Annotated in this window: 22 protein-coding genes; 12 read left to right on the top strand and 10 right to left on the bottom strand. The window is 52.3% G+C overall.

The window, feature by feature from the left end; genetic code table 11:
• Nucleotides 1-126 precede the first annotated feature (126 nt).
• Entirely contained in the window at nucleotides 127-900 is a 774-nt protein-coding gene (locus STSP2_RS00740; RefSeq protein WP_146658916.1) for a hypothetical protein, read from the top strand.
• Between the two features lie 183 nt (nucleotides 901-1083).
• Here STSP2_RS00740 and miaA read toward each other — a convergent pair whose 3' ends face one another.
• A complete protein-coding gene (miaA, locus tag STSP2_RS00735) occupies nucleotides 1084-1998 on the bottom strand; it encodes a tRNA (adenosine(37)-N6)-dimethylallyltransferase MiaA (RefSeq protein ID WP_146658914.1) in 915 nt (304 codons plus the stop codon).
• A gap of 197 nt (nucleotides 1999-2195) precedes the next feature.
• Between miaA and STSP2_RS00730 the strand changes: the two genes are divergently transcribed.
• The 8 genes from STSP2_RS00730 (at nucleotide 2196) to STSP2_RS00695 (ending at nucleotide 12766) form a co-directional block, all read left to right on the top strand.
• Nucleotides 2196-3098 (top strand): polyprenyl synthetase family protein, encoded by a 903-nt coding sequence (locus STSP2_RS00730; RefSeq protein ID WP_146658912.1) that lies wholly within the window; start codon nucleotides 2196-2198, stop codon nucleotides 3096-3098.
• A gap of 155 nt (nucleotides 3099-3253) precedes the next feature.
• Entirely contained in the window at nucleotides 3254-4108 is an 855-nt protein-coding gene (locus STSP2_RS00725; protein ID WP_169852879.1) for a metallophosphoesterase, read from the top strand.
• A 226-nt stretch (nucleotides 4109-4334) separates the two neighbouring features.
• On the top strand, nucleotides 4335-6239 hold the full coding sequence (dxs, locus tag STSP2_RS00720; protein WP_146658908.1) for a 1-deoxy-D-xylulose-5-phosphate synthase: 1905 nt from the start codon (nucleotides 4335-4337) through the stop codon (nucleotides 6237-6239).
• A 177-nt stretch (nucleotides 6240-6416) separates the two neighbouring features.
• Complete coding sequence (locus tag STSP2_RS00715) at nucleotides 6417-7325, top strand: NAD(+)/NADH kinase (protein WP_146658906.1); 909 nt, start codon at nucleotides 6417-6419, stop codon at nucleotides 7323-7325.
• Nucleotides 7322-8809 carry a tetratricopeptide repeat protein gene (locus tag STSP2_RS00710; protein ID WP_146658904.1) on the top strand — a complete coding sequence of 496 codons (1488 nt, stop codon included), beginning with the start codon at nucleotides 7322-7324 and terminating at the stop codon, nucleotides 8807-8809. The genes STSP2_RS00715 and STSP2_RS00710 overlap by 4 nt, the downstream gene beginning before the upstream one ends.
• Nucleotides 8806-10791 (top strand): ATP-dependent DNA helicase, encoded by a 1986-nt coding sequence (locus STSP2_RS00705; RefSeq protein ID WP_146658902.1) that lies wholly within the window; start codon nucleotides 8806-8808, stop codon nucleotides 10789-10791. Before STSP2_RS00710 ends, STSP2_RS00705 begins: the two co-directional genes overlap by 4 nt.
• A 167-nt stretch (nucleotides 10792-10958) precedes the next feature.
• Complete coding sequence (locus STSP2_RS00700; RefSeq protein ID WP_146658900.1) at nucleotides 10959-11825, top strand: peptidylprolyl isomerase; 867 nt, start codon at nucleotides 10959-10961, stop codon at nucleotides 11823-11825.
• A 116-nt stretch (nucleotides 11826-11941) separates the two neighbouring features.
• The gene (locus STSP2_RS00695; RefSeq protein WP_146658898.1) at nucleotides 11942-12766 is read left to right on the top strand and encodes a type II secretion system protein; all 825 of its coding nucleotides are present in this window, start codon (nucleotides 11942-11944) and stop codon (nucleotides 12764-12766) included.
• 97 nt (nucleotides 12767-12863) lie between these two features.
• Here the strand turns inward: STSP2_RS00695 and STSP2_RS00690 are convergent, their stop codons facing one another.
• Nucleotides 12864-13490, bottom strand: a complete 627-nt coding sequence (locus tag STSP2_RS00690; protein WP_146658896.1) for a sensor histidine kinase — start codon at nucleotides 13488-13490, stop codon at nucleotides 12864-12866.
• A 102-nt stretch (nucleotides 13491-13592) separates the two neighbouring features.
• On the opposite strand from STSP2_RS00690, the gene STSP2_RS00685 reads away from it, so the two are divergent.
• Complete coding sequence (locus STSP2_RS00685) at nucleotides 13593-14162, top strand: winged helix-turn-helix domain-containing protein (RefSeq protein WP_146658894.1); 570 nt, start codon at nucleotides 13593-13595, stop codon at nucleotides 14160-14162.
• Nucleotides 14069-14641, top strand: a complete 573-nt coding sequence (locus STSP2_RS00680; protein WP_146658891.1) for an IS630 family transposase — start codon at nucleotides 14069-14071, stop codon at nucleotides 14639-14641. The genes STSP2_RS00685 and STSP2_RS00680 overlap by 94 nt, the downstream gene beginning before the upstream one ends.
• On the opposite strand, the gene STSP2_RS00675 is transcribed toward STSP2_RS00680, so the two are convergent.
• The 5 genes from STSP2_RS00675 to STSP2_RS00655 all read right to left on the bottom strand — a co-directional run bounded on the left by STSP2_RS00675 (nucleotide 14638) and on the right by STSP2_RS00655 (nucleotide 20021).
• A complete protein-coding gene (locus STSP2_RS00675) occupies nucleotides 14638-15972 on the bottom strand; it encodes a cache domain-containing protein (protein ID WP_169852878.1) in 1335 nt (444 codons plus the stop codon). The genes STSP2_RS00680 and STSP2_RS00675 overlap by 4 nt on opposite strands.
• Before the next feature lie 184 nt (nucleotides 15973-16156).
• Nucleotides 16157-18028: a DUF4962 domain-containing protein gene (locus tag STSP2_RS00670; protein WP_169852877.1), complete on the bottom strand. Its 1872-nt coding sequence runs from the start codon at nucleotides 18026-18028 to the stop codon at nucleotides 16157-16159.
• Between the two features lie 426 nt (nucleotides 18029-18454).
• On the bottom strand, nucleotides 18455-18754 hold the full coding sequence (locus tag STSP2_RS00665; RefSeq protein ID WP_146658886.1) for a putative quinol monooxygenase: 300 nt from the start codon (nucleotides 18752-18754) through the stop codon (nucleotides 18455-18457).
• Nucleotides 18755-18839: 85 nt separating this feature from the next.
• Nucleotides 18840-19106 carry a CPF_0552 family protein gene (locus STSP2_RS00660; RefSeq protein ID WP_146658884.1) on the bottom strand — a complete coding sequence of 89 codons (267 nt, stop codon included), beginning with the start codon at nucleotides 19104-19106 and terminating at the stop codon, nucleotides 18840-18842.
• A 141-nt stretch (nucleotides 19107-19247) separates the two neighbouring features.
• The gene (locus STSP2_RS00655) at nucleotides 19248-20021 is read right to left on the bottom strand and encodes a TSUP family transporter (RefSeq protein WP_205847950.1); all 774 of its coding nucleotides are present in this window, start codon (nucleotides 20019-20021) and stop codon (nucleotides 19248-19250) included.
• A gap of 260 nt (nucleotides 20022-20281) precedes the next feature.
• Between STSP2_RS00655 and STSP2_RS00650 the strand changes: the two genes are divergently transcribed.
• On the top strand, nucleotides 20282-23539 hold the full coding sequence (locus STSP2_RS00650; protein ID WP_146658882.1) for an outer membrane protein assembly factor BamB family protein: 3258 nt from the start codon (nucleotides 20282-20284) through the stop codon (nucleotides 23537-23539).
• 80 nt (nucleotides 23540-23619) lie between these two features.
• On the opposite strand, the gene STSP2_RS00645 is transcribed toward STSP2_RS00650, so the two are convergent.
• From STSP2_RS00645 to STSP2_RS00635, 3 genes are read right to left on the bottom strand one after another with little or no spacing between them, the layout of a single operon-like run.
• Nucleotides 23620-24288 carry a hypothetical protein gene (locus STSP2_RS00645; protein ID WP_146658881.1) on the bottom strand — a complete coding sequence of 223 codons (669 nt, stop codon included), beginning with the start codon at nucleotides 24286-24288 and terminating at the stop codon, nucleotides 23620-23622.
• Nucleotides 24285-24980 (bottom strand): hypothetical protein, encoded by a 696-nt coding sequence (locus STSP2_RS00640; RefSeq protein WP_146658879.1) that lies wholly within the window; start codon nucleotides 24978-24980, stop codon nucleotides 24285-24287. Before STSP2_RS00640 ends, STSP2_RS00645 begins: the two co-directional genes overlap by 4 nt.
• Nucleotides 24981-24992: 12 nt before the next feature.
• The gene (locus STSP2_RS00635; protein ID WP_146658877.1) at nucleotides 24993-25709 is read right to left on the bottom strand and encodes a hypothetical protein; all 717 of its coding nucleotides are present in this window, start codon (nucleotides 25707-25709) and stop codon (nucleotides 24993-24995) included.
• Nucleotides 25710-25725: the final 16 nt, after the last annotated feature.

The following is a 25725-nucleotide window of genomic DNA, read 5'->3' as shown; positions in this document are numbered from 1 at the left end:
TTTGATATTGTTGTCAATAAACTTGCGAGAGAAGTTAGGGCATAAACATTAAATGCCATTGACAGTTTTTCCTTCATAAATCTACGTCCCTTCAATTCAGCCACGAGAATTACAAGGAGAATTAGCATGATTTCCGAGTCCGGTAAAACCAACCAAAGCGCCCAAAGCGGTCAGCCACGTTTCGCGATTGGCGAAGTTTTGCTGGTTGTCTTCGGGATAATATTTGCACTTGTCGGTGGATTCATATACGTACTGGGATTGGTTGACATCTCTTTGATGATTATTGCTGTGGGTTTTCTGATGTGCACCGCCGTCATTTGGATCGCGATACACCGTCGACAATGGTTAATGGTTGTTTTTGCGGTCGGCGGCTCAGCACTGTCGGGATTTTCTCTTTGCTCGATTGCATATCAGGCAATCCCTGTAAGGATATCGAATGTCAAAGCACCCAAGCCGCTTGGCAAACTGCAGCTCGCTGATGTTTCGAAAATGCTTCATGCGGGTCGGCTGGCGGAACTTCCTGCCAACGCTCGCAATCTGCGTGCAGATGGATGGGATGGGCTTTTCACTGGCGAGGAGTACTTAATGTTCAATGCACCAGCAGACGAAGTTGATTCTTGGCTTTCAGCTTCCCCGGGATTGAAAGAAACGGTGGAACATTTCGATGCGGAACACATGCTCCTGCCTCAGCCCGATAATGACCGTGAAAGAAGTCAACTGATATATGAGGGTCACGAGTTGTATTATCTTTTCCACCGGATGCCGCGGTGGTATCGGCCAACGGTGCGCGTCAAAGGAAGACGCTATGAAATAGAACCGGATGAGTCAGGCCACAACTGGGGTACAGTTGTGGTTGATGACGAAACGAACACAGTTTATGTAAAGGTCATCTGGTCATGATGTAGGCTTGGGTCAGCAGATTTTCCAAGGCATGCACGTCCAAAACGCGAGCGGCGCCTAAGACGCGAGTCCCCACCCAACACCAGCGCCCCATTCTAACGAAAAATGTCATCGCGAGGAGCGAAGCGACGTGGCGATCTCAAAGCCGACGCGCCCGGCTGGCCCTTTCATCTTTTGCAGTACCTACCGCCGAACGATCTCCAGCGCCCGCTGCAAAACACTGTCGATGCCCTCGTTTTCCGCAATATCGATCCACTGCACTTCACGAAAAGTCTTGAACCACGTCCGCTGCGACTTCGCGAACCGCCGCGTGTTGATCTTTATCTTTTCGACAGCCTCATCAAGCGACATCTCCCCCTGCAGATGCTCGATCATCTCCGCATACCCGATCGCAACCGCTGCCTGTTTGCTCAACGGCTCATCCTCACCAAGCAATCCGCGAACCTCATCGACCAGCCCCTCATCGATCATTCGCTTGACCCGCGCATTGATGCGTCTGCTCTCTATATCCTTCTCGCGGCGCAGCCCGATCACCGTACAGTCCGGCCGAATGCTCCCGGATTCGAACTGCGTCTGGAACGAACTTATCGGCTTGCCGGTCAGCTCATACACCTCCAGCGCACGAATAATGCGTTTTTTATCGTTGGGATGTATTCTCTCAGCCGCCTCGGAATCGACCTCGCCCAGCCGGGCGTGCATTTTACCCTTTCCGATTTCCTCCATTTCGGCGCGGAGCTTGTCGCGTATAGCCTCATCGGTACCGGGCCCCTCGAACAGGCCGTAAAGCATGGTTTTGATATACATGGCGGTTCCGCCGACGGCGATGGGCGTCTTACCGCGGCTGAGAATGTCCTTTTCAGCCTGCTCAGCAAGCTCAAGGTATCTATCCACGCTGAAAGATTCGCTGGGCTCGACCACATCCACCAGGTGATGCGGTATCTGCGCACGGCGTTCGGCAGGCGGTTTGGCGGTGCCGATATCCATACGGCGATAGACCTTCATGGAATCGACGCTGATAATTTCGCCGTCGAGCTGTTTAGCAAGTTCGAACGCCAGTTTACCCTTGCCGGAAGCGGTAACACCCAATATCAGGATCATAATGGATACCCAAGTAGTTTCTTTTAAGGCACTTAGAAAAACCAAAGCTGAAGAACCCAAAACAGACAAATTCGATTTTCAGCCCAAAAACAAGTTTTTCACATGCCCTTTTATTAATGCGATTCATGCGATAAGCGGGTATAATAACACATTCGAGTGTGAAACAACAAGCTGTAGTATTATTGCGGAAAAGGGAAATGTCACAAGAAGCAGCGGATACAGGTTTTTCAGAAGAACTAAAACGTAAAGCAGAGCTTGCAAACCAGGTGCTCAACGAGGTACTTGCAAGCAGGACCGATATTCACCCAAAGTTAGCTGAGGCAATGAGTTACACGCTGAGCGCACCGGGCAAACGCATCCGCGCAGCGGTGATCTTCTGGTGCTCGGAACTGATAGCGGGCGAGGTGACGGACGCGGCGAAGATAGCGGCGGCGGCGATGGAAACGGTGCACACATATTCGCTGGTGCATGACGATCTGCCGGCGATGGACGATGACGACATGAGGCGGGGGCAGCCGACGTGTCATAGGATGTATGATGAGGCTACGGCAGTACTTACGGGTGATGCGCTTTTGACATTTGCGTTCGATATCCTTGCTAATGATGTCAAAAACGCGGATATTTCAGTGAAATTGATACGCACACTGGCGGCTGCGGCGGGGCCTGCGGGTATGGTTGGGGGGCAGATGCAGGATCTGCTGAGTACATCGGAGAAGGGTGACAGGGAAACATTGGAATATATCCACCTCAACAAAACCGCCAAGATGTTTGGTGCGTCTGCTGCGATGGGTGCGATAGCCGGCGGGGGGACGGACGAGCAGGTGGACAGTTTATATAAGTACGGTCTGGACATAGGTTTAGGGTTTCAGGTGGCGGACGATCTGCTGGATATTTCAGCGACGAGCGAGGAGCTGGGCAAGACCGCGGGCAAGGATCAGGAGCAGGGAAAAGTGACATATCCGTCGCTGATAGGGGTTGAAAGGTCGCGTGAAACGGCTGAAAACCTGGCTGCGGACGCGATAAAACGGCTCGAAAATTTCGGCGACAGGGCACAAATACTGCGAAAATTGCCCCGAGTTCTGCTGGACAGAACCCGGTAAAACTAAACGAAAGTAGGGCAAAAGTGGGAAAAAGCAGGGCAAAACTAAACGAAAGTATGGCAATAATTCTGGCGACTTTGGCGGTCTGTTTTTCTTCAGGCTGCCACAGGAACCATGTTCAGGATTGCGGATGCGGACCAACGGGAAAGGCTGGTATGCAGGAATTTGACTTTGCTGTTATTGCGGATGTTCAGTATGCGGATAAGGAGGCAGAGGGCTCGCGGTATTACCGGCAGTCGATGGCAAAACTGCTGCAATGCGCAGAAGAGCTGAACAAGGTTGAACCGGCGTTCGTTGTTCAAGTGGGCGACCTCATCGACGGCAGTGATAATTCCCTGAAAGATCTGCAGAACGTGAACGCGGTTCTCGCGCAGATGAAAGCGCCGGTTTATCATGTGACGGGGAATCATGACTTTGAAGGCTTGAGCCGGTCGGAATTTATGGCCTATACCGGTATGCAGGATCCGTACTATACTTTCAGCTACGCCGGGTGGCGGTTCGTATTTCTGGATACGATGGATCTTGCGGTGCAGGGCGGCTGGGATAAGAGCAGCGAGAATTACAGAAAAGGCATGATAATGCTGGAAGAAACCGCTGATGCGGGTGAAGAATTTGCCCGGGAATGGAACGGCGGGATAGGGGCCGAGCAGGTTGCGTGGCTGCGGGAAGTATTGGGCAGAGCTAAGCGGGAAGGCGAAAAAGTAGTTGTATTCGGTCATATCCCGGTTTATCCTGCCGGGGATAAGCATAATCTGTGGAATTCAAGGCAGATAGTCGATGTATTAGAAGCGCCGGGGAACGTTGCGGCGTATATATGCGGGCACAACCATGCGGGCAGTTACGGCGAGAATAATGGTGTGCATTATATGACGATGCCTGCGATGGTGGACGGCGAGTCGCAGAATTCGTATGCGATCGTGCATGTCAGTTCCGATAAGCTGGTTATTACCGGACGCGGAGCGGTGCCCAGCAGAGAGATAGCGGTAGATAAGCCTTATGGGCACCTCTAACAATTCATTTTGGCGGTCAAGCGAATCTTTTTGATTCCGAGCGGCGTCAGACAAAAACCGCTTTAGCGGCAACTAAAGCTGATTTGTCTTCCTTGCCGGAACGCAAAAATTTTCTACTTGCCGCTCAAAAGCAATTATTAGAGCTCCCCTTATGCAGGGTTTTGATCCTGCAGCAGCAAGGGCTGGATGAACTAAAAAAATGTAAGTGTCTAAATAGTTTGAGTTTATGTCCGAGATATTAGATAAAATCAATGGTCCCCAGGACCTGCAGCAGTTGTCTCCGGCGGCGCTGAAGCAGTTGGCGGAGGAGATAAGGCACCATATTACGCACTCGGTTTCCAAGAACGGCGGTCACCTGGCGAGCAATCTCGGTGCGGTCGAAGTGTCCATCGCGATGCACTACGTGTTTAATTTCGCGAAGGATAAGCTTCTGTGGGACGTGGGGCATCAGTGTTATGCGCACAAGATTCTGACGGGGCGTAAGGAGCAGTTCGAACATTTGCGCCAGCGGGACGGTTTGAGCGGATTTCCGAGTCCTGCGGAGAGTGAATATGACCCATTTTCGGTCGGGCACGCGGGGACGGCGGTTCCGACGGCGGTGGGGATGGCGCTGGGGGCGAAGCATAAGAAGTCCGATGAGAAGATAGTTGCTTTCGTGGGTGACGCCAGTATGGTAAACGGCACCTCGTTTGAGGGGCTTAACAATCTCAATCTTGTCAAGCGTCAACTGCTGGTGGTTTTGAACGACAATTCGATGGCGATAGACGTGACCCAGGGCGGGATCGCGCGGTTTCTTTCAAAAGTGCGGCTGACGCATACCTATGAGGATATACGCAAGACGACAGACAATATGCTGGAGCATCTGCCGTTGATAGGGCAGAAAATGGAGGGGGCGATACACAATCTGACCAAGACGGTGCGTCTGGCGGTGACACCTAACCGTTTGTTCGAGAGTATGAACATACCGTATTTCGGGCCGGTGGACGGTCACGATATCAGTTCACTGATAAAGGTTTTCCGGGCGCTGAAGGATCTTAACAGTCCGGCGATACTGCATGTCTACACGAAGAAGGGCAAGGGGTATTCGCCTGCGGACGATGATCCGACGCGGTTCCATTCGACGGGTCCGTTCGAGATGAACGGTTCGATAGAGCCTGCGACGCGGGGCAAGTATACGTTCACTGATGCGTTCGGGGATGCAATTGTCGATCTGGCGGACAAGGACGATAAGGTTGTGGCTATAACGGCTGCGATGCCGGACGGTACGGGGCTTAACAATTTCCGCAAGAAGAACCCGGATCGCTATTATGACGTGGGGATCGCGGAAAGTGCGGCTGTGGATATTGGCGGGGGGCTTGCGAAGCAGGGTATGAAGCCGGTGATGGCGATATATTCGACGTTCTTGCAGCGCGGATTCGACCATATGTTCCAGGAATTTTCGCTGCAGGACCTGCCGGGCGTGTTCTGTATCGACAGAAGCGGCGTGGTGGGCAATGACGGGCCCACGCATCACGGGTTGTGTGACATCGGGTATGCGAGGATGCTGCCTAACTTTGTGGTGGCTGCGCCCGCTAACGGCGCGGAAATGCGTGCTGCGCTTGAGTTTGCGCTGGATTGCGGCAAGCCTGTTGCGTTGAGGTATCCAAGGGACGGGGTGACCGATGAGCAGGTTGAGCTGGCAGGGTGCGATGCACCGTTTGAGATGGGCAAGAGCGTGACCGTGCGCGAGGGGAGCTCGGATATAATTATTGCGGCTGTGGGGCCGATGGTGGTTGAATCGCTCAAAGCGGCTGAACAACTGGCGGAAGAAGGGATCGATGTCACGGTCGTAAATGCGAGATTCGCCAAGCCGGTGGATGAGAGTTTAGTCTCGAAAATCGGCGAGGGTAAGTGTATAATAACGGTAGAGGACCACGGAGCCGCTTGCGGTTTCGGCTCGGCTTTGATGGAGCGGGTATCCCAGAGATTCGCTACGGATGGTTTTGAGAATCTGGGCAGGATCGTGAATCTTGCAGGGCCCGACGAGTTCATAAGGGCTGGAGCCAGGAAAGTGCAGCTTGACGAAATGGGAGTGACCGCTGAGCGGATAGCCGAGACAGTCAGGAGAATAAACGCTAAAGGGAACCTCTAACAATTTATTTTGGCGACCAAGCGAATCTTTTTGATTCCGGGCGGTGTCAGACAAAAACCGATTTAGCTACAACTAAAGCTGATCTGTCTTCCTTGCCGGAATGCAAAAACCTTCTACTTGTCGCTCAAAAGCAATTATTAGAACTCCCCTAAATCTTAAGATCGGGCGATAGGGCCTATGCCAAAGGCAAAGATCATAATTTTCGGAGATCCTGAGAGAAAATACGCCACCGAAGCGAGTGAGCGTTTCATCAGATTTGTCGATGACCGTGTGGACATCCTTGCGAACTGTTTTATGGGTGACTGTGCGGTCGATTTTTTGCGTAAAGCGGATTTTGCGGTTGTTTTCGGCGGTGACGGGACGATCCTTTCTGCGGCGCGGGATCTTTGCGAGGCGGACGTGCCGGTCATCGGAGTGAATGTCGGCAAGCTGGGTTTTCTGGCTGAGTTCAGTGTTGACGAGCTGGAGGAGCTGTTTGAGGATATTCTGGCCGGGCAGACGAAGATCGAAAAACGGATGATACTTCACTGCAGCATTTCACGGGGGAAGGAACCGATATTCGAGTCGACAGCGGTTAACGATGTAGCGATCTCGGCGGGTGCGCCGTTTCACATGATAGATCTGAAGATGACGGTGCAGGGTCAGTCGCTGGCAAGCTGTGTGGGGGACGGCCTGATCATTTCCACGCCAACCGGGTCGACGGCGTATAACCTTTCCGCAGGCGGGCCGATACTGTCGGCGAATCTGTCGGCATTTGTGGTGACGCCGGTTTGTCCGCATTCTCTGAGCTTTCGGCCTATCGTAATCAGTGATAAGAGCATCATAGAGGTGGAGTCGGGGCGGGTTAACGACAATACGACGATAACGCTGGACGGGCAGATATCGCACAAATTGAAGAAAAACGACGTAGTAAAAGTGTTTAGGCACCACGGATCGTTTCTGGTGGTGAACAACCCGATGCGCACACAATGGGACACATTGGCTGAAAAACTTAGTTGGGCAGAGAAGCCAAAATACCGATATAAACATGAATTAGCTCGTGTATCACCCAAAGATGACGTCGAAAAAGACGAGGTGAAAAAATGACTTTACGATATAAGATCCTGGCAGCAGCACTTGTGGTTTTGATAAGCTTTGTGACTTTCGCGCAACCGCAAAGGGGGTCCAACCGGTCCCATTTGCTGAATCCGACTCAGCCGGTGACGGCGGGGCAGAGGGGTTTGCGGAGGTCTACAAGCGAGATCGATTATCAGAACCGAAATCTGCTTATAACCGGTAACGTTGCGGGCAACCGGAACTTCCGGGGGAACGTGCCTTATCAGTCGCAGTACGAGTTCCGCGGTTCGCTTGGATCGGATGATCTGAATGATTTTATACGCCGGTCAGCGGATCCTATTTATGACCGGAATCCAGGGACATATACTCCTTATTACCTTCCTTCACAGACCGTTACGACTCTTCAGAGGAGCGGTCAGTCGGGGTTGCAGAGTCCGACGTTGCTGGATCCGAGCGTCATGAACGTATACCAGGTTGCTCGTCCGCAGGATCTGGAGAGTCTGACGTTTACGGGTACGAGGGATTATTTTACCGGTTCGACGGACGATCTGGAGCGGGAGCTCGATCTGCAGTTGTCGGTTCTTCAGGTTGACGAGTATCAGGAGCGGGAGCTTTCGCCGACGGACATTACATCACTTGTGGAACGCGATGATCTCAAGCCGCAGCGCATCGAGGATATGGACGAAGATGAACAGGATCTGAGGCGGGGTGAGCTTGAAAGGCTGGAGCGTAAGTTTGATGAGTCGCTGGAACCCATCGAGCCTGATGAGCCGCTGGAGCCATTGACTCCTGAAGAGATGGTGGAGATGCAGAAGGAGGGTCGTGTGATCCGTGAGCGCCGCGAGGCTGTAGAGCCCGAGGTTCTCGATGAGGAAGAAGGCGACGGCATGGAGGTGCTGCCGGAAGAAAAAATGGAAGAGGCTGAGCCTGAGGAAGGTGAAGAGCCGGTCGAGGAGCCGGAGCTTACGCCGTCACAGAAGGCGCGTGCTCGTGAGATACTGGAAGAATACGGCAGCTTCGAGGCGTTTGCAGAGGAGCGTTACGACAAGCATATGAGCCGGGCGAATGGACTGCTTGAAGAGGGTAAGTTCTACAAGGCCGCGGATGCGTTCGATCTTGCTGCGATCTACAAGAGCAAGGAGCCCGATGTTTATGCCGGCAAGTCGCTGGCGCTGTTCGCGTCGGGCAGTTACGTTACAAGCTCGTATCTGCTGCAGCGTACGCTGAAGATGGAACCGGGGTATGTCGAGGAAGACGTCGATCTGGAAGAGCTGATGGGCGGCAAGGCGAAGCTGAGCGAGCGGGTCAAGGACCTGCAGAGCTGGTACGATAGGAACAACGCGCCGGAACTTGCGCTGCTGCTGAGTTATGTTCATTACCAGATGGGCGATTACGATCAGGCGAGAGCGATACTCGAGCAGGCAGGCGAGACGGTCGAGGGCAGCGAGGCTGTGCAGTTGATCGAAGGCGCGATCGAGAAGGCGGTTAAGAGCAGCGGCGGGTCCGGCAGTTGATATCGTTTCAGGAAGATCGCGGTATAGACGTCAAGAGTATACTCGGGGCAGACGGTTTTATAGCTCAGGCGCATCATGCGTTTGAGAACCGTCCCGAGCAGTTGCGCATGGGTATGTCGGTGCGGGATGCGTTCGGGGACGGTGAGCATCTTGCGGTGGAAGCTGGGACGGGGGTCGGCAAGAGTTTTGCATACCTGGCGGCGGCGCTGGAGCAGGTGCAGAAGAAGAACAGCAAGGTGCTGATCAGCACGTACACTATCAATCTGCAGGAGCAGTTGATCAACAAGGATATACCTTTTCTGGCGGATGTGGTGCCGGTGGAGTTTTCGGCGTGTCTTGCGAAGGGGAGGCAGAATTATGTTTGTTTGCGTCGGCTGGCGTATGCGCAGAAGAAGCAGCGTGAGCTGTTCAGCGATTTAGGGATCGAATTGCAGCAGCTCAATGCGTGGGCGCAGGAGACGGAGGACGGGTCGCTGAGTGACTGTCCGATAGTGCCTTCTGCGAAGGCGTGGGATGCGGTGCAGAGCGAGCATGGGAACTGCCGGGGGCGGAAATGTGCGCATTATCGGGACTGTTTTTACTGGCGGGCGCGGAGGCGGCTGAATACGGCGGATATTATCGTGGCGAACCATGCGCTGCTGTTCAGTGACCTGGTGCTGAAGGAGCAGGGGGTTGGGATACTGCCGGACTATGAGCTGGTGGTGATCGATGAGGCGCACAACATCGAGCATGTGGCGGAGGATCATTTCGGGATAAACATCAGCAATTTTACGCTGACGTATCTGCTGCGGAATCTGTTTAACAAGCGGAACCGGAAGGGGGTGCTTGCTTTTTCTGAGGCGGCGAAGGCACGGGAGCGGGTTGCGGAGTGTGAGAAGGCTGGGGAGGTGTTTTTCAAGCAGGTGGAGGCGTGGTATGAGCATGCGTATCGGGAGACGAACGGGCGGTGTCAGAAGGAGTTTGTGGATGACAATATTACGGGGCCTTTGCGGGAGCTGCGGCTGGAGCTTGCGAAGCTGTCGAAGGATGCGGATGATGAGGATGACAGTTTTGAGCTTACGCGGTATATCGACCGGTGCAAGGCGCTGGAGGTGTCGCTGAAGAATTTTCTGACGCAGGATCTGGAGGGGAACGTTTACTGGGTGGAGGCGAGTAAGGGGAGGCGGAAGCGGACTGCGCTGCGGTCGGCGCCGCTGGACGTTGGGCCGCACGTGAAGCGGTGTCTGTTCGAGCCGTTCCAGTCGGTGGTGACGACGAGTGCGACGCTTAGCTGTGCGGGTGCGGAGGATCGGAGCGGGTTCGACTTTTTTGCGAAGCGTATCGGGCTGGAGGAGTTTAAGGCGTTGAAGCTGGGTTCGCCGTTCGATTATGAGAATCAGGTGACGCTTTATATCGAGCCGGACTTGCCGGAGCCGAACCATGGGGAGTTTACTACGCGGGCGGTTGAGGCGATCAAGAAATATGTATTGCAGAGCGAGGGGCAGGCGTTTGTGCTGTTTACGAGCTATTCGATGCTGAAGGATATGGCGGGGCGGATGGAGGAGTTTGTTGCTGAGCACGGGATGGAGCTGCTGTGCCAGGGGGGCGGTGAGGATCGGGCGACGATATTGGAGCGGTTCAAGAACGGGCATCGGTGTGTGCTGTTCGGGACGGACAGTTTCTGGCAGGGTGTTGATGTGCCGGGGGAGGCGCTGAGTAATGTGATAATTGTGCGGCTGCCGTTTGCGGTGCCGAATCATCCGCTGGTGCAGGGACGGATCGAGAAGATGCGGGCTGAGGGGCGGAATCCGTTTTTCGAGTTTCAGCTTCCGACGGCGATCATAAAATTCAAGCAGGGGTTCGGGCGGTTGATACGATCGCAGAGTGATCGGGGGATCGTGGTGGTGCTGGACAGTCGGATCGTGAGTAAGCAGTATGGGCGGTTGTTTCTGGAGGCTGTGCCGAAGTGCCGGGTGGAGCTTTCGGAGGATCGGTATATGTGAGGGGATGGTTTGGGGTGTGGGCGATGAGCTGGAGTGACGGGACGCGGTTTGAGCAATAGGCGGCCAGTTGTGGGATTGGGGCGCGCGAGATGGAAGAGTGGGGTTGCAAGGCGGGGGTAAATATGGTTTAATTGGCCTTCATCTGTTTTTTGAATCAGGAGATTTTGATGGCGTTATATGTGAATGGTGAACGGGTAGAGGAAAAAGAGATACAGGCGGAGGTCGAACGGCTGAAGCCTGATTATCAGCGTGTGTTCGGTGATCAGTCGCCGGAGGAGCAGTACGAGCAGCTTTATGCTTGGTCGAAGGAGAACGTGATCGAGCGGGTTCTGCTGCGGCAGGCGGCTCGTGCGAAGGTGACGGATGTGGATGATGAGACGGTTGAGAAGGCGTTCGAGAACCTCGTCGAGCAGGCGGGGGGTAAGGCTGAGCTGCTGAGCCAGGCGGGGTTGGCACCGGGCAGTGAGGATAAGGTGAGGCAGGATATCGCGGACCGGATGAAGACGGAGAAGCTGATCGAGAAGATCACCGCGGATGTGGGTGAGCCTACGAAAAAGCAGATCGAGAAGTATTATCAGAAGAACTTGGAGCGGTTTACTATTCCGGAGATGATCCGGGCGTCGCATATCGTGCTGCATCCGAGTCCGGATGTGGACCGGGAGACGCAGTATAAGGAGATGGAGGAGACACTTTCAAAGCTGAAGAAGGGTGAGGCATTTGATACGCTGGCGCAGCAGCATTCGGCATGTCCGGAGAACGGCGGGGACCTGGGGTATTTTCCGCGGGGGCAGATGGTGCAGTCGTTCGAGGATGTCGTTTTCAATATGAAGGTGGGCGAGACGAGCGAGATATTTGAGACGGAATTCGGGTATCATATCGCGAAGGTGACGGATCATAAGGAGTCGACGCCTTGTCCACTGGATGATGTGCGGGAAGTTATCGTCAAGGAGCTGACGGAGCAGGCGAAGCAGAAGGCGCTGGAGAAATTTGTGGATGCTCAGAAGGAGCGGGCGACGATCGAAGAAAAAGACTGAGGGTGTTCGGTATGTGTTGCGGGATTTTAGATTTTTACGGTATAAGCCACTATTGACATAAAGAGGTTTAAGGGCTATAATTGTGTCGTAAGAGAATTTTTGGAGAGTTGCGGAAAATGGCAAGGAGCGTTAGGGCATTTACGCTGATAGAGCTTTTGGTGGTGATATCCATCATGGGGCTGATCCTTGCGATCATGCTGCCGGCGCTGGCAGAGGTGAAGGACAAGGCCTATCAGACGGTTTGCAGCTCTAATCTCAAGCAGTATGGTATTGCCGTTAACGCATATGCAGCGGGGAACGGGGGTGAGCTTCCCAGGCCTGACAACTGGCTTTATTCTGAGAAGGCCGTGGAGGAATATTTTGCTCTGCGGGGGAGCAATGCGTGCCGATGGCATGACGCGGAGATCGAGCCGGACGGATTGCTTTGGCCGTACCTGAAGGCGGAGAAGGTGCATGTGTGTCCGTCTTTCGAACGGTTCGCGAAAAGTGAAGGTTCGGGTCATGCGGGTCATGATGCTTCGGTCCCGATAGATGTTCGTTACAGTTATGCGATGAACGGGTATCTTGGTACGCGTTCGGTGTGGTGGCGGAACGATCCGACGCCGGGCAGTGTGAAGGACAATCCTACTTGCGGGGTGGTGAGGCTTTCGGCATTGAAAAGGCCCGGTTCGACTATTCTTTTCACAGAGGAAACTTTGGAGCCGATCGATGGGGTTTCGAGGTACGGGATAAATGACAATGTCATGCTTGCGCGGTGGTATCCGCTTGGGCGGGAGGACTATTGTGATGCCGCTTCGGGGTATCACAGTATGAAAAACGGGGATCCGGCGACGGGCAGGGCGAACACGGTTTTTGCTGACGGCTCAGCGAGTAATCTGGATGTGTCCGAAGCTTTTGAGTTTGCGTATCCGTTCAGTGTGACCCGTGATATGAGGCGTTGATAAAGAAGACTTGACCATCGGGCTGATTTATTGGCAGATTTGCAGCAATCCGTGAGGTGGTTTTGTGTGCGCCGCTGATCTTTCGCAAGTAAGGGTGTTAGTGGGCGGTTTTATTTTGTGTGTCTGCTGCGGGTAATTCGACCCAGAAAGTGCTGCCTTGTCCTTCTTGTGATTGCACCCAGATATGACCTTTGTGTCTCAGTACTATTCGGCGAGCAAGGGTCAAACCCAGGCCTCTGCCCATCGTGTCGCCATTTGGAGTGAGGCGGTGAAAAACTTCAAATATTTTTTTCTGATGCTCCGGCGATATTCCAATGCCGTTATCCCTGACGGAGTATCTGCACATGCCGTCCCTCGCATGTCCGGAGATGCGTATTAGCCCTTTTCGCTGCGGATCGAGATACTTGAGAGCGTTGTCCAGCAGGGCTGAGAAGACTTCGCTGATAAGCTGCTGGTCGCCGCAGCAGTTGGGCAAATGATCGATATCAATCTCTGCTTTTGCGGCCAGGACCTGTTCTTCCTGCAGGGTGAATATTTTTTTGACAAGTTCGTCCATGTCGATCAGGTCCTTATCCAGTTCGACTCTACCCAATCGTGAAAGTGCCAGAAGCCCTCTTTGCAGTGAATCGAGCTTTTTGACGCTGGCGGTTATAAACGAGACCTCCTGCCCGACTTCATCGGAGATGAGCCGGTTGACTTGTTGGGCCGCAGCTTTATCGTGCAACAGCTTATACGCATTGTGAAAATTTTTCGCGCGCCACGGTTTTAGACTTGCGCCATCGCTAATGATGTGTCATAATTCCTAAAAAATGAAAGGAAATATGGCATGCACATCAGTGAGATCAAGTACGGTGACCTGCAAAAGTTAAAAGAAAAAGCTCAGATTGAAACCAATGCAAAGCAGCGAGATCGATATCGGGTGGTAGCCCTGGCATTGGAGGGATGGCAAACAAAAGCGATCATGACAAAACTTGATCGCAGCAAAAACTTCGTTCAGCGATGGTGTTATTTCTACCGTGATGGCGGCATTGAGGCTATCGCACCAAAACGTCAAAGCGGCAGGCCTACAAAACTGCCACGCAAAAAAGAGCCTGAGTTGATCAAGCGAATTCAAGATGGACCAACCGATTCAGACGGTGGTGTATGTGTGCTACGCGGCAGAGACATAAGACGGATTCTTGAAAGAGAATTTGGCGTAAAATATTCGCTCTTCGGCGTCTATGATCTAATGCATAGATTGGGGCTTTCATGTCTAAAACCAAGGCCTAAGCACCGAAAGAACGATCCGGAAAAAATGCAGCAGTGGTTGGAGCAAGCCCCCTTTTTGTCCAAAAAGTCCGAACAGAAAACCCCGAAAAGAAAATTGAGATCTGGTTCCAGGACGAAGTGCGAATAGGCCAGCAAGGAACACTGACCAATGTTTGGGCTCCAAAAGGATCCAGGCCTACAGCAGTAAAGCAGACCGAGTATGATTGGGTATATATTTTTGGAGCTGTCAATCCTGTCAATGGCAAATCGTCGGCTGTGATTACTCCGACTGTTAACACTGATTATATGAATCACCACCTGAGATTTATAAGCGAGGAGGCAGGCAAAGATGTACATGTGGTTCTGGTTCTTGATCAGGCTGGTTGGCATATCGCTAAACAGTTGGTTGTGCCGAAGAATATCAGCCTGCTTCACCTGCCTGCATACAGTCCGGAATTGAATCCGATAGAACGTCTTTGGGCCTATATGAAGAGTCACTACTTGAGCAACCGCATTTACAAAAATTATGAGGAAATATTCAACGCAGGAACAGTTGCATGGAACAATATAACCTCAGAAATGTTCTGCTCAATATGCAATACTGAATGGACTAAGCATGAGAATTAATCGCAATGCGTATTACTTATCATTTCCTGCAACTTTCCGCAGGAAACTTCGAGCTCATGGCTGAACCCTGCCAGGCTGACAAGCGGGGATCGCAGGTCGTGTGAGCTGGCAAACACAATCTCTTCCAGTTCCTCGTTGGTTATAGAAAGTTGATGCATCGCTTCCTCTTTTTGGGCCAGTGATTCTTTTAGTTTAGATTGATAATCCTCTATCTTAACGACAAAACAGTTGAAGCAGTCCGTTAGTTTTCGTATTTCGTTACGTTGTTCGAGGTCACATTCGGGTTTTTCTTCGCCACATGCCTTGACAACACGGTCCGTAAGGCTGCTGAGAGGTTTTGTAATGATCGAGCTGAGCCACAAGGACAATGCAATTATGGCGGCGACCCCGGTTATAAAGGTGATGACCAGAACGTTTCGTATTCTGCTAATGGGGGCGTACATTTCGTCCACATATCCGCTTGAGCCGACAAACCAGCCATATTCAGGTATGGGCATAAAGCAGACAATTTTTTCACGTGGCCGGTGCTCGTCAGGGTTTTGCCATTTATATCGCATTGTGCCTTCTTTTTCGCGGAGGATGGTCTTTATTGAGTCGGTGTCGGAGAAGTTTCCTTTGGTCTTAGGGTGAATTATCATGTTGCCGTCTACATCGACCACAAATGAGTAGCCGCTCTTGCCAAAATTGAGTGCGAGAACTGTGTCTCGAAAATCATCGACATTGACCAGATCGAGGAACTCACTTCGGTATGAGGATGCTGAAATAATCCAGTCCCACGGTTCAAAGTATGTCATATAGAGAGCCTTTGGGCGTGCCGCGGGATCACCAGGGTTCCTCCAGTCATATTCGATGTAACCCTGTTTCTTCTTGATCTGCTGCTTTATGAAATTGTATTCTGAGACATCTCGGCCTAGAACGCCGGGGAACGGATGCACCTGGACGATGCCTTTGCTGTCCACGCAATAGAGATACCCAGTTGAGCCTATCTTCTGGGAGAGCAATATTTCGGTGCATTGAGCTTTTGCCTGCTCCATGGAGATCTCTCCCTTGAGAGCCTTTGCGTAGATGCTGCTAATCATCTCGCGGTTGCGTTGGGCACTTGCCTTTAAGGTGTTCTTTATGGCGGTCGAGGCACATGTTTCAACCAGGTTTCGAAGCGCGGTGGTTGTGTTTGACAGTTCGCTGTCCACCCTTGCGGAGATCGTTCTATAAGCCATTGCGTAGACTAAGGCTGTGCTTACAAGCCAGATGGAGGCAAAGATCATGGTGTAGGCGCAAAAAAGCTTATAATGCAAGGGCATTCCTGCAATGAACCTCTTGATATCAGTCATTGCCATCTCTCCTTACTAATACCCCCTTGTCCTATATTATACTGATTTTTTCTAAATTTGCGTCAATGTAACTGGAAGAATTACAGATATTTGCGTTTTGCGCGAGATGTTTTCGGTGGTATAAAAAAGGCCCCGGATCGCTACGATCAGGGGCCCTGGATGTTGAACTCGATGGGGGTCTGGTTTACCATCTGGAGAGCGGCATGATCTTCTTTATTTGAGGCGGGGGGCCTTCGGGCCAGACTGGTGCGAGTGAGACGGCGATGGTGGTTTTGCCGCTTGGTTGGTCGAGTTTTACGAGGAGTCTGCTTACGCCTTTGTTATCTTTTTCTGGGGGCTGCTGGGCGGCGGACTCTTTTGAGAAGGCAGCATTTGAGGGCGATATGATGCGCGCGATCATCTTTTCGCCTTTGAGTGTGAGGGTCGCTTCGCTGCCGTTGAGTTTGATGTCGGCGTCGGTGGTCATTGCCCAGACTACATCTGTCGGCTTATCGTTGGGGATGTAGTATTCGTCCTGGATGAGTACGGGGCCCTTTCGGCCGTTGGGCAGGGCGATGCCGCGGCGGACGCGTTTTGCGTGGTCGCTGTATGCGGAGGACATGTCGAGTACCGCGCAGGGCTGGTCGCAGTTGAGTTCAACGTCGATGAAATGTGCCTTGCCTGTTGGGTCCTGCCCTTCGCCGGCGAGGAGGGGGACGGAGTGGCTGAGGCTGTTGAGTCTGTAGTAGGTCCATCGGGTTCCTCCTTTTCGGCTGTTCCAGTAGCCCGGGAGGTTGTAGTCATCACGGCCGAGGTCGCGGGCCCAGCGTAGGCCTAGTGCTTCTATTTCAAAATTGCCCAGGTCGAGGTGTCCGTGGTTGACCTGGTTGTAGCCGGTCTTGATGCTGAGGAAGAGAGCGTCGGGGTCTTCCCAGGCGCTTCGCATGGTGATGACGGGGACCTTGCCGTCGAAGTGCTTGTCGAGGCTGACTTTTTCGTCGGTGGGTTTTTGAGGTGCGTACCACATGACGTGGCCGGGGTCGGCACGACCTTTTTGCACTTCTTTGTGTTCGGCGTTGTAATACAGTTGTCGGTCGTATTTGCCAGCGAGCCAGAACATGCAAGCCATGGGACGGCGTCTGCTGCGTTCTCCGGCGTCGGCGAAGTTGACGTATATGCCGGTTGGTCCGGTTGTGTATATGGGGAACAGTGCGGAGTCGTCGAGACCTTCGATGTTGGTCAGGCCGAAATCGGTGCCGAGCGCGGTCTGCATGGAGGCGAGGCCGAAGACGGTGTACATGGTCGCGTAGTGCCAGTAGCCGGGTCCTTCGCCCCATGCTCCGTCGGGGCTGTAGGTTCTGAGGGCGAGAGGGAAGGTTTCGACGGCTTTCTTGATGATCTGTTCGGCTTTTTGGGGATGGGTGTCGGCGACGGCGAGGGCGCCTACGGTTAGGCCGCCGTTGCAGACCTGGTTCCAGTTGAAGGCGGACTTTGTCCACCAGGCCTTGTCTTTGTCATATAGTTCGATGGCGGGATCGAGGCCGAGCTTTATTAATCCTGAGCGGATCTTTTTGCGGGTCTTCTCGTCCATGTAATGGTAGAGCCAGTCGTAGCCGGTGCCGACGGCGTTGGACATTTCGGCGGTGTCGAGGAAGTGCGAGGGATTCCAGTCGGGGAAGTCGCAGACGGTTAGCATGTTGTCGATCGCTTTGTCGGCGTACTTTGTTTCGCCCGTCCAGCGGTAGGCGAGGGCGAGGTTGTGCACGCGGTTCATGCAGTCGCGGCTGATGTGGAGGAGCCTGGGTCCGCGGAGTTTGTGTTCGAGTTTGGGGCTGTCCATGTAACGGTCGGCACGCGAGATAACTTCGCTGACGTAGTCCTGCAGTACGGTGTCGGTTTGGGCCATGTCTTTGAGTTCGGCCAGTCGGTCGTTGGTGAGCATGGTGCGGGGATGATCGGCTTTGAGGCCGGCGAGGATGTCGTCTCTGGTGGATTTGTCCTGTGCGGCGATTGCCTGGAGGCCGATCAAAGTAACAATGGCTGCGACGTACATTTTTCGTAACCCTTTAACGCCCATGTGCTGATCCTTTCTTTGAAAAACAAACTTTTGCTTCAAGGCTTGGTATTTTAATGGAAAACGCCATGAATTGCGCGTGTTTTTTGCGGAGGTTTTGCTAGTCGGGGTTGACCAAGTTCTAGAGGCTGGAAATGAAGGTGAGTGAAAATTGCGAAATATGGAATCGCTTCGCGATGGTGATTTATGCTGGGTCCGCGAGAGGCGGATGACAGATGAGGCGTTGGTGTCTATGGCGATACGTGGGGACTCGCGGCTTAGGCGCCGCTCGCATTTATTCGCTGGCTTCATGCGTTTGATTAACGCTGGTGTGCAGCAGTATGGTTTATTTGACCGGCGTTAGGTTCTCTGGGTCCGCCTACGGCGGATGAGAACCTTAGGCGCCGCTCGCATTATTCGCTGGCTGCATACGTTTGTGTGCGGGTTAGTTTATGCGAGGCGTTTCCAGCTTGTGACGTCCAGTGGTTCGGCGAGTAGTTCGTCGGATTTGTCCATGAGGGCCTGGAGGTGGGGCTGCTGGATGTGCGATTCGAGCATTTCGCCGTTTTCCCAGCGCTCGTAGAACATGAACAGGCCTGGTTCTTCGGCGCTTTCGTGGAGGAAATATGCTATGCAGCCCTGGTCGGCTCGGCTGGGTTCGATGAGGCCGAGCAGGAACTGACGCAGGTCTTCTTCTTTGCCCTTTTTTGCTTTGAGTTCGGCGATGACTGTGACTTCCTGTCCGTTCACTTTGTGCTCCTGTGGAATATGATATGGCCGTTGATGGGTGGATCAACGGTCCGGTTATTGATTCGATGCGGTAGGTATTTTGGGTTTATGGGTGATCGAAGACCATTTGCTGGGCTTCGACGCCTTCGATGGCGTTGAGTTTGTCTATGAATTCTTTGTGCGTGTCATCATCGCCGACCATTTCAAGGACGATCAGGCCGTTTGGCGAGCAGAAGTCCTTTTGTGCCTCGTGCAGGCCGAGGCGTGTGCGGATGCTGCATCCGAATTCGGTGAAGAGGTGCTGTACGGGGTCGACGTGATGGATGCGGTCGGTGATGTGTACGCCGAAAATAACGTGTTTTTCCAATGGCATATGCGGTCTCCTTAAATTGATCGTTTTTGATGTTCAGCAACGAGGGCAAATGCTCTCGCTTCGGCCAATCAATTTATAAACGACTGTGCGTTATGTGTCAATTTCAAAACTTTGGGGAGGGGTTGCCGGTTGGTTGGTCGATCAGAGGGCCGGGGCGAGGTAGGTGTCGTAGATGAGCTTGATAATGGTGAGGGCGACGACGGTGAGGAAGAATATGCGGACGAATTTGACGCCTCGGGTGATGACGAGGTGTGAGCCGGCGGTGGCGCCGATGAGTTGGCCTATGGCCATGATCAGGCCGGCGGTGAAGAGGACGTGGCCGCCTGCGATGAAGACGACGAGTGAGATTATGTTGCTGGTGAAGTTCATGATCTTGGTGTGGGCGGTGGCGGTGCGGAGGTTCATGCCCATGAGCAGGACGAAGACGAATGTCCAGAAGCTGCCGACGCCTGGGCCGAAGAAGCCGTCGTAGAAGCCGAGGGCGAGGCCTGCAGTGAAGTAGAATGCCTGGGTGTGCATGACGGGGTGTTTGTCGAGGGTGCCGAAGTCGGGGGAGAATATTAGGTAGAGGAAGATGGCGACGAGCATGAGGGGGATGGCGGCCTGGAGGAAGGCGGGGGAGATCTGCTGGACGGTCCAGGTGCCGAGTGCGGCTCCGATTGCGGTGAAGAGGACGCCGGCAATGCAGTCGCGGAGGTTTGCGAGGTTTTTGCGGATGTAGTGGGCGGATGCGGTGAAGCTGCCGAAGGAGGCCTGGAGCTTGTTGGTGCCGAGTGCGAAGTGCGGTGGGATGCCGACGGCCATGAGGGCGGGGACGGTGATGATGCCTCCGCCGCCTGCGATGGAGTCGACGAAGCCGGCGAGCAGGCCCGCGAATGCGAGGATTATGTAGTCTGTGATCGTGATTTCGGGCACGTTGTGGGTTGTGTGTGAAAGGACAGTTTCTAATTAGTAACGATGCGGGTGAGCATAACATGCGGGGCGGATTTTGCAAGTATTGTGAGTTTATAATTGCCTAGGTCGTTATTTTTATGAAAACAGATTTTTGTGGGCTGGTTTATGTTTTTTGTGTTGCGATGATGTTTGTTTTTGCTGTATAAGTGTAGCGTTAATTGTCCGAATTCTTGTGCGGATGAAGTTGGCGTTATCTATTCTTGGTTGAAAGGGTGTGGAGTATGAGAGTCAGAGTGTTATTTGCTGTGATGGTTTTTGTATGTGTTTCATGGGGCGGTGTTTTGGCTGCAGAGTCGGCCGAGTCGCAAACTGATTACAGTGGCGATCAGGTGTTTGCAGAACCTACCGGAGAAGGTGCTTCGCTTCTGGAGGGCTATTTTGAGTGCAGTCCTTACACAATTGACAAGATTTGCATGGATACAACAACCAGCACGCAGAACTACCGTTCTGGTTATGCGTTTCGTATAGCGGAAGATGTAGATAAGTTTGTTCTTAGCAACGGATCTGAAATCGAAAGAACTTCGGGCAACAGCATATTGAATCGTGTCTTTTTTGATAGTGTCGATGTTGACGGTCCGACCATCACATATCACATGAGGTCTACGGGACATTTTTACAGCATCTCGGTTTTTTCGGAAGAGCATCAGATTGTCGGTTTTTCGTTGCATTTTGCAGGCCCTATGAAACTTGTTGCGACGGAGGGGTCGACCACGGGTACTCTGAGCGGTGAGCTTTTTGTATATGATGATAATGTAAACAACTATTCGGGCAACAGGTTTCATTATCTCTCTGCGCCGAAGGGTTCCAGAATACCTATAAGTCTCGATTTTACGGTGTTGTATGGTGAGAAGTTCACCGCTGATCTTTTTGACAGCAATTTTGTATACAAGGTTAGCAATATTGAAGTAGATTGTGATGATGTGATCGAGTATCCGGCTTTGGACGGAGTGAGAATAATCGGGCCTGCTGTTGTGCCTGAAGACAGTTGTATAGAGTACAGACCTTTTGCGATATATGCTAATAATGCGATCAGTCCGATCTCAGGCAAGGCTCAGTGGAGTTGTTCAGATAGTGGTGTGGGAGGATTTAATAAGCCCGATATGCTTGCGACCTATCCTCTCGATACAACAGTTGAGACCACAATCTCAGCAAGCTATTGTGCCGGAGAAGCTAATCGCACAGGGGAACTGAGTGTTACGTGTGTTCCCAAAGATGAAGGTCCGACAAATACGAGTTGGCCAATGTATCAGGCAAATCCCAAACACAATAGTTATTTGCCGGTAACGATAGATGTTCAATCCATGCAGGAGCTTTGGACCACCAGGATAGGTACAAGGGGTTATATAAACAGGATAACTGCTGCTGATGGCCGGGTATATACTTCCCGTCAGGGAGAACGCCTCGATATTGTAGATGGAACTACAGGGGCTGTTTTATGGTCCGAGTTTTTCAGTCAGAACCAGGGGTCTTTTCCAAGCTATGCCAACGGTATCGTATATGAACAGATAGGCAACAGCTCTTCAGATACGTGGCTAGTGGCTTATGATGCAAAGAGCGGTGAAAACATTTTTAAGAGCCCTCATGGAGCACAATGGCAAAACTATTATGCGCCGACTCCATATGACGGATATGTTTATTTAAACGGCGGAACTTACGGTGGATGCATTAGCTTTGATGCGACGACTGGGGAACGACAATGGTTTGCAGAACTGCCGATGTATGATCAATGGACGCCGGCAGTTGATGGCAGCTTTGTTTACGCATATCTGGGTGACACTCCCAGCTATGAAGCAGGTTTATATGTATTAGATCGGGAGTCGGGTTTATTAGCGTACAGAATTAAGGATCCCGATTTTTTCTCATATGCCAGAGAAATGTACTGTGCCCCTGTGCTTGGAGGAGATGGCAATGTCTTTGGTTTGGATCGTTTCATTTCCGATACCGTGAGTCGGATAGTTTGTTTTGATCTGCAAACCAGATCTATTCGCTACGTTCTTGAAGGAGACTATAGGTACCAGCCTTCAGTTGCGAACGGTATTCTGTATGTAATAAACGGCGGTGTGATCGAAGCCCGGGACGAGATCAATGGTGAGCTACTTTGGGAATACAGCGTTGAAGATGACTTTATCGGTGAAATTATTGCCACAGATTCGCACCTTTTTGCAAAGACATCGACGCAAACGCATGTAATTTCGCCTTACACTTTGGAAACAGTTCGGACTTATCCTTTTGTGGGCCACATGGCACTTAGCGACGAGCGACTTTACATATCGCATGAAAATTATCTGACTGCCATATCGGCACCGAGCAGTAAGACTTTGCAACTGCTTGGTTTGGAGATTCGTGGGTCCGAAGAAATCAATTGTTATTCGACGGAAAGTTACCAGGCTGTGGCAGTTTATGAAGGGGGACATGAATTCGATGTGACCGAAGAAGTTGATTGGATCATGGACCCCAATATGCCTGAGGGTCTTGCTATTATGGATCCGCCGGCTAAGATCACAACTTTCGATCAGGTCGGGGTCACAAAGCTGGCGGCGAAATATACTAAAAACGGACAGTCAGCATCAACGGTAAAAACCATCGAAATCGTGCACCCGGAGATGACTTATTATGTCGATGGGCAGGTTGGTGATGATGCCGGGTATGGGATCAGTGAGGATGAGCCTTTTGCTACGATTCAGCGGGCGATCGAGGAGGCCTGGGACGGGGATACTGTTTCGGTTGCCGGGGGTATGGTTTACGAGGAGTCGATCGATTTTCTGGGCAAGGCGATCCATGTCAAATCCAGCGGGATGCCGGCGGAGCTGTTCGGCGGGGCGCTGGCGCCGGTTGACGAATCGGTTACGGCAGCTTCGAGCACTTCACGTGCGTTGACTTGTGCGACGTTTGATGGTTATGAGGGCAGAGACAGCGTGCTCGAGAATTTCATTGTCAGCGGATCGATGAACGGGATCTTCTGCGGGACGGGCTCGCCTACGATCCGTAACTGCACACTTGTTCGCAATGGGTACGGGCTGAGCATCTGGCAGGCGGGCAATCCGCTGATCGAGAACTGCATCAGTTGGGGCAACAGTATTGCGGACATTTACGGCGGCGGCGAGGTGCGCTACAGTTGTATTGAAAGGGGTTCGCCGGGCGAGACAAATATCACGGATGAGCCCGCCTTCGTCGATCTGGCAGGTCAGGACTATCATCTGCGATCCGAGCGGGGCAGGTATGACCCTGCTGTCGAGAAGTGGGTGCTGGATGACGTTACCAGTCCATGCATTGATGCGGGTGATCCGACGGCAAATCCTTCAGATGAAAGGATGCCGAACGGCGGCAGGATCAATATGGGTGCGTACGGCGGGATGTATTATGCGAGCATGAATGAATGGGCAATGAGCCAGGACTTCAACAGGGACGGGATTGTGGATATGGCCGACCTGGCGATATTCGCATCGGCGTGGCTGGAGCGTATGGACTGGCATGAATGATCTGTAGATCGATGTGAAATGTAAGGCCGGTGGAGCTTTGTGCCCGCCGGCCTTTTTTAAATTTGTTTAACAAAAAGGTCTCATGCTATTTTTGTTGCTTCATTTTTACCGTAGTGAGCTTTGCAGAGCAGCCTGATGAGCAGGATGGTGATCACAATTATGAATAAGACGAATGCGGTGTTCAGTATTAGAATATGTGGTTGTTTAAGAGATTGGGAAAGCTCCCAGCCGTGCTTTAATATGTGATTGATGACTTGGATCGTACCTATGATTAAAGGCAAGACGCAGAAAACCAGCAATAGTTGTGCAGCACCGAGGCTGAAGCTTCGCATCAGATATATGCCGATCGACCCAAGAATCAAAAAATGGATGATGCCAGCACCGAGTGAAATAATAGCCAAGAATGCTCCAAAGCCAATTATAGCGCTGCCTGCGAGTTTGTAGTCTCTTACATTTCCAGGTCGATATTGAATTTGGTCGCCTGTTAAACAGAAGGTGCCTTCGTTTTCATAGGTCCGCTTCTGTTCGGCTGTGGTTGGCAGGACTCTTTTCTTGAGGACCGTCCATTTTTTTATACCCGAGTTGTTTTTGAATATCGATTGCAGGTGTTTTTCGGCCTGTGATTCTTTTGACGCGACGATCTGAAAATAATGATCAATTATTCGGCCGGTTTGGTCCTGGCCTATTACTTTGAAATCGTAGCGTTCTGCGTTTGGGTGTTGGGTTTGGTGTTGTGTGTTTGCTGTCATGGTTGTGCTCCTGGAGCGTTTTTGCTGGATGAGCTTTTCGTTTTGCAGCGGTGTGCTCGCCAGATGAGTCTTGTGAGCAGGGTGACTGTGATCAGGAGCCAGGCCAGTAAGAAGGTGAGAAAGACATTTTCTTCCGTGGTAATTGTTTGCCAGGATATGGTTGCGGGATCGCGGTCGAGCAGATCATCGATCACGGCGAGGATGGATGCTGCTGTACAGAGGCTGAAAAAGGCCAGCATGACCTTTGCAAAGAGCAGGTTGCGATCATTTGATATTATAAGGCCTGCCGAGACCAGTATGACCAGTATGATTATTCCGCCGCAGAGGGCCGGTTTTGACCCCAATGCCGCGATTATGCCCAATCCTATGATGGCCCAGCCCGCGCGGTGGTAGTCCTTTTCGTAGCCGAGGTTCTGGTGGATGGGTTCGCTGTGAGCGCAGTATGGTCCTTCGGAGTTGTATTTGCGTTTTTGTTCATCGGTTGCTGGGAGTCTGCTGGTGTTCGTGCATCGCCATTCAACTGCACCGATGGGCTTGTACATGTCTTCTGCGAGGGCGTTCACCTCATCCCAGCGGGTTGCGACGACACAGATTTTGTGTTTGAAGACGCGGCCTGCTTTGTCTTGGCCGGCGGTGGACATTTCGTGCAGGCGGATGTCGTTTGGTTTTTCGTTGTTGGTGTTGGTATGCATTCGGTTCTGCCTTTAGCTGCGTTTCTGCATGAGAGTGCTTAGCATGAGGATAAGGTTTATGGATGCCCAGACTGTTATCAGGAGGGCTAGCAAGGCCAGTACTCCTTCTTTGATAAGAAAGACGACGGTTGCGAAGGCGGTTAGGGTTATGAGTATTGCGTGCGAGGCGGCGGCGCATTTGAGGCCTATGCGGCTGCCGTCGATCATCCAGATGCCGGAGATTGTTACGGGGATCGCGAGGAGCCAGGGCAGCCAGAGTGCTTCTTCGATGTATATGATCAGGGCGAGTACGCACGCTGCCATGCCGAGGATGGTGGCGGAGATGCCGCAGCCGCGACATGACTGGTCGTAGCTGGTGAACTCCATGGGCGTGTCGAGGATCACGAAGGGGCCAATCTGTTCGTATTTCGTAACTCGCTCATCGTCTGGGAGTATCTGTTTTTTGGCGGTTCGACGGATGAGGCGCATGCTGTCAACGCCTTTGGCCGATTTGAATGTGTCGGTGAGGCAGTGCTCGGCTTGTTTTTCGCTTTTTGCGACGACGCTGTAGATGTGCTCGAGCCGGAGCATGGGGCGTTGGTACTGTGCTGCTTCGGGGAATGCGTCGGGGTTTGTCGCCTGGCCGGGCTCTGTATTGTCGGTATCTTCGGGGGTTTGCTCTTTGTCGGCTGCCTGCTCGGACCATCCACCTGTTTTGCCGCGTACCAGAAAATCGTATTGCCATAGCATGTTTTGTTCTCCTGAA

The sequence above is a fragment of the Anaerohalosphaera lusitana genome (genome assembly GCF_002007645.1).
In the GTDB taxonomy this organism is placed as follows: domain Bacteria; phylum Planctomycetota; class Phycisphaerae; order Sedimentisphaerales; family Anaerohalosphaeraceae; genus Anaerohalosphaera; species Anaerohalosphaera lusitana.
This window is presented reverse-complemented; position numbering and strand designations above follow the sequence as displayed.

Bases quoted from the DNA above. Each gene is read 5' to 3' on its own strand.
- STSP2_RS00650 (WP_146658882.1), top strand. From the start codon at position 20,282: ATGAGAGTCAGAGTGTTATTTGCTGTGATGGTTTTTGTATGTGTTTCA.
- STSP2_RS00675 (WP_169852878.1), bottom strand. From the start codon at position 15,972: ATGACTGATATCAAGAGGTTCATTGCAGGAATGCCCTTGCATTATAAG.
- STSP2_RS00685 (WP_146658894.1), top strand. From the start codon at position 13,593: ATGCACATCAGTGAGATCAAGTACGGTGACCTGCAAAAGTTAAAAGAA.
- STSP2_RS00640 (WP_146658879.1), bottom strand. From the start codon at position 24,980: ATGCATACCAACACCAACAACGAAAAACCAAACGACATCCGCCTGCAC.
- STSP2_RS00700 (WP_146658900.1), top strand. From the start codon at position 10,959: ATGGCGTTATATGTGAATGGTGAACGGGTAGAGGAAAAAGAGATACAG.
- miaA (WP_146658914.1), bottom strand. From the start codon at position 1,998: ATGATCCTGATATTGGGTGTTACCGCTTCCGGCAAGGGTAAACTGGCG.
- STSP2_RS00660 (WP_146658884.1), bottom strand. From the start codon at position 19,106: ATGCCATTGGAAAAACACGTTATTTTCGGCGTACACATCACCGACCGC.
- STSP2_RS00715 (WP_146658906.1), top strand. From the start codon at position 6,417: ATGCCAAAGGCAAAGATCATAATTTTCGGAGATCCTGAGAGAAAATAC.
- STSP2_RS00635 (WP_146658877.1), bottom strand. From the start codon at position 25,709: ATGCTATGGCAATACGATTTTCTGGTACGCGGCAAAACAGGTGGATGG.
- dxs (WP_146658908.1), top strand. From the start codon at position 4,335: ATGTCCGAGATATTAGATAAAATCAATGGTCCCCAGGACCTGCAGCAG.
- STSP2_RS00645 (WP_146658881.1), bottom strand. From the start codon at position 24,288: ATGACAGCAAACACACAACACCAAACCCAACACCCAAACGCAGAACGC.
- STSP2_RS00670 (WP_169852877.1), bottom strand. From the start codon at position 18,028: ATGGGCGTTAAAGGGTTACGAAAAATGTACGTCGCAGCCATTGTTACT.
- STSP2_RS00730 (WP_146658912.1), top strand. From the start codon at position 2,196: ATGTCACAAGAAGCAGCGGATACAGGTTTTTCAGAAGAACTAAAACGT.
- STSP2_RS00725 (WP_169852879.1), top strand. From the start codon at position 3,254: ATGCAGGAATTTGACTTTGCTGTTATTGCGGATGTTCAGTATGCGGAT.
- STSP2_RS00710 (WP_146658904.1), top strand. From the start codon at position 7,322: ATGACTTTACGATATAAGATCCTGGCAGCAGCACTTGTGGTTTTGATA.
- STSP2_RS00740 (WP_146658916.1), top strand. From the start codon at position 127: ATGATTTCCGAGTCCGGTAAAACCAACCAAAGCGCCCAAAGCGGTCAG.
- STSP2_RS00695 (WP_146658898.1), top strand. From the start codon at position 11,942: ATGGCAAGGAGCGTTAGGGCATTTACGCTGATAGAGCTTTTGGTGGTG.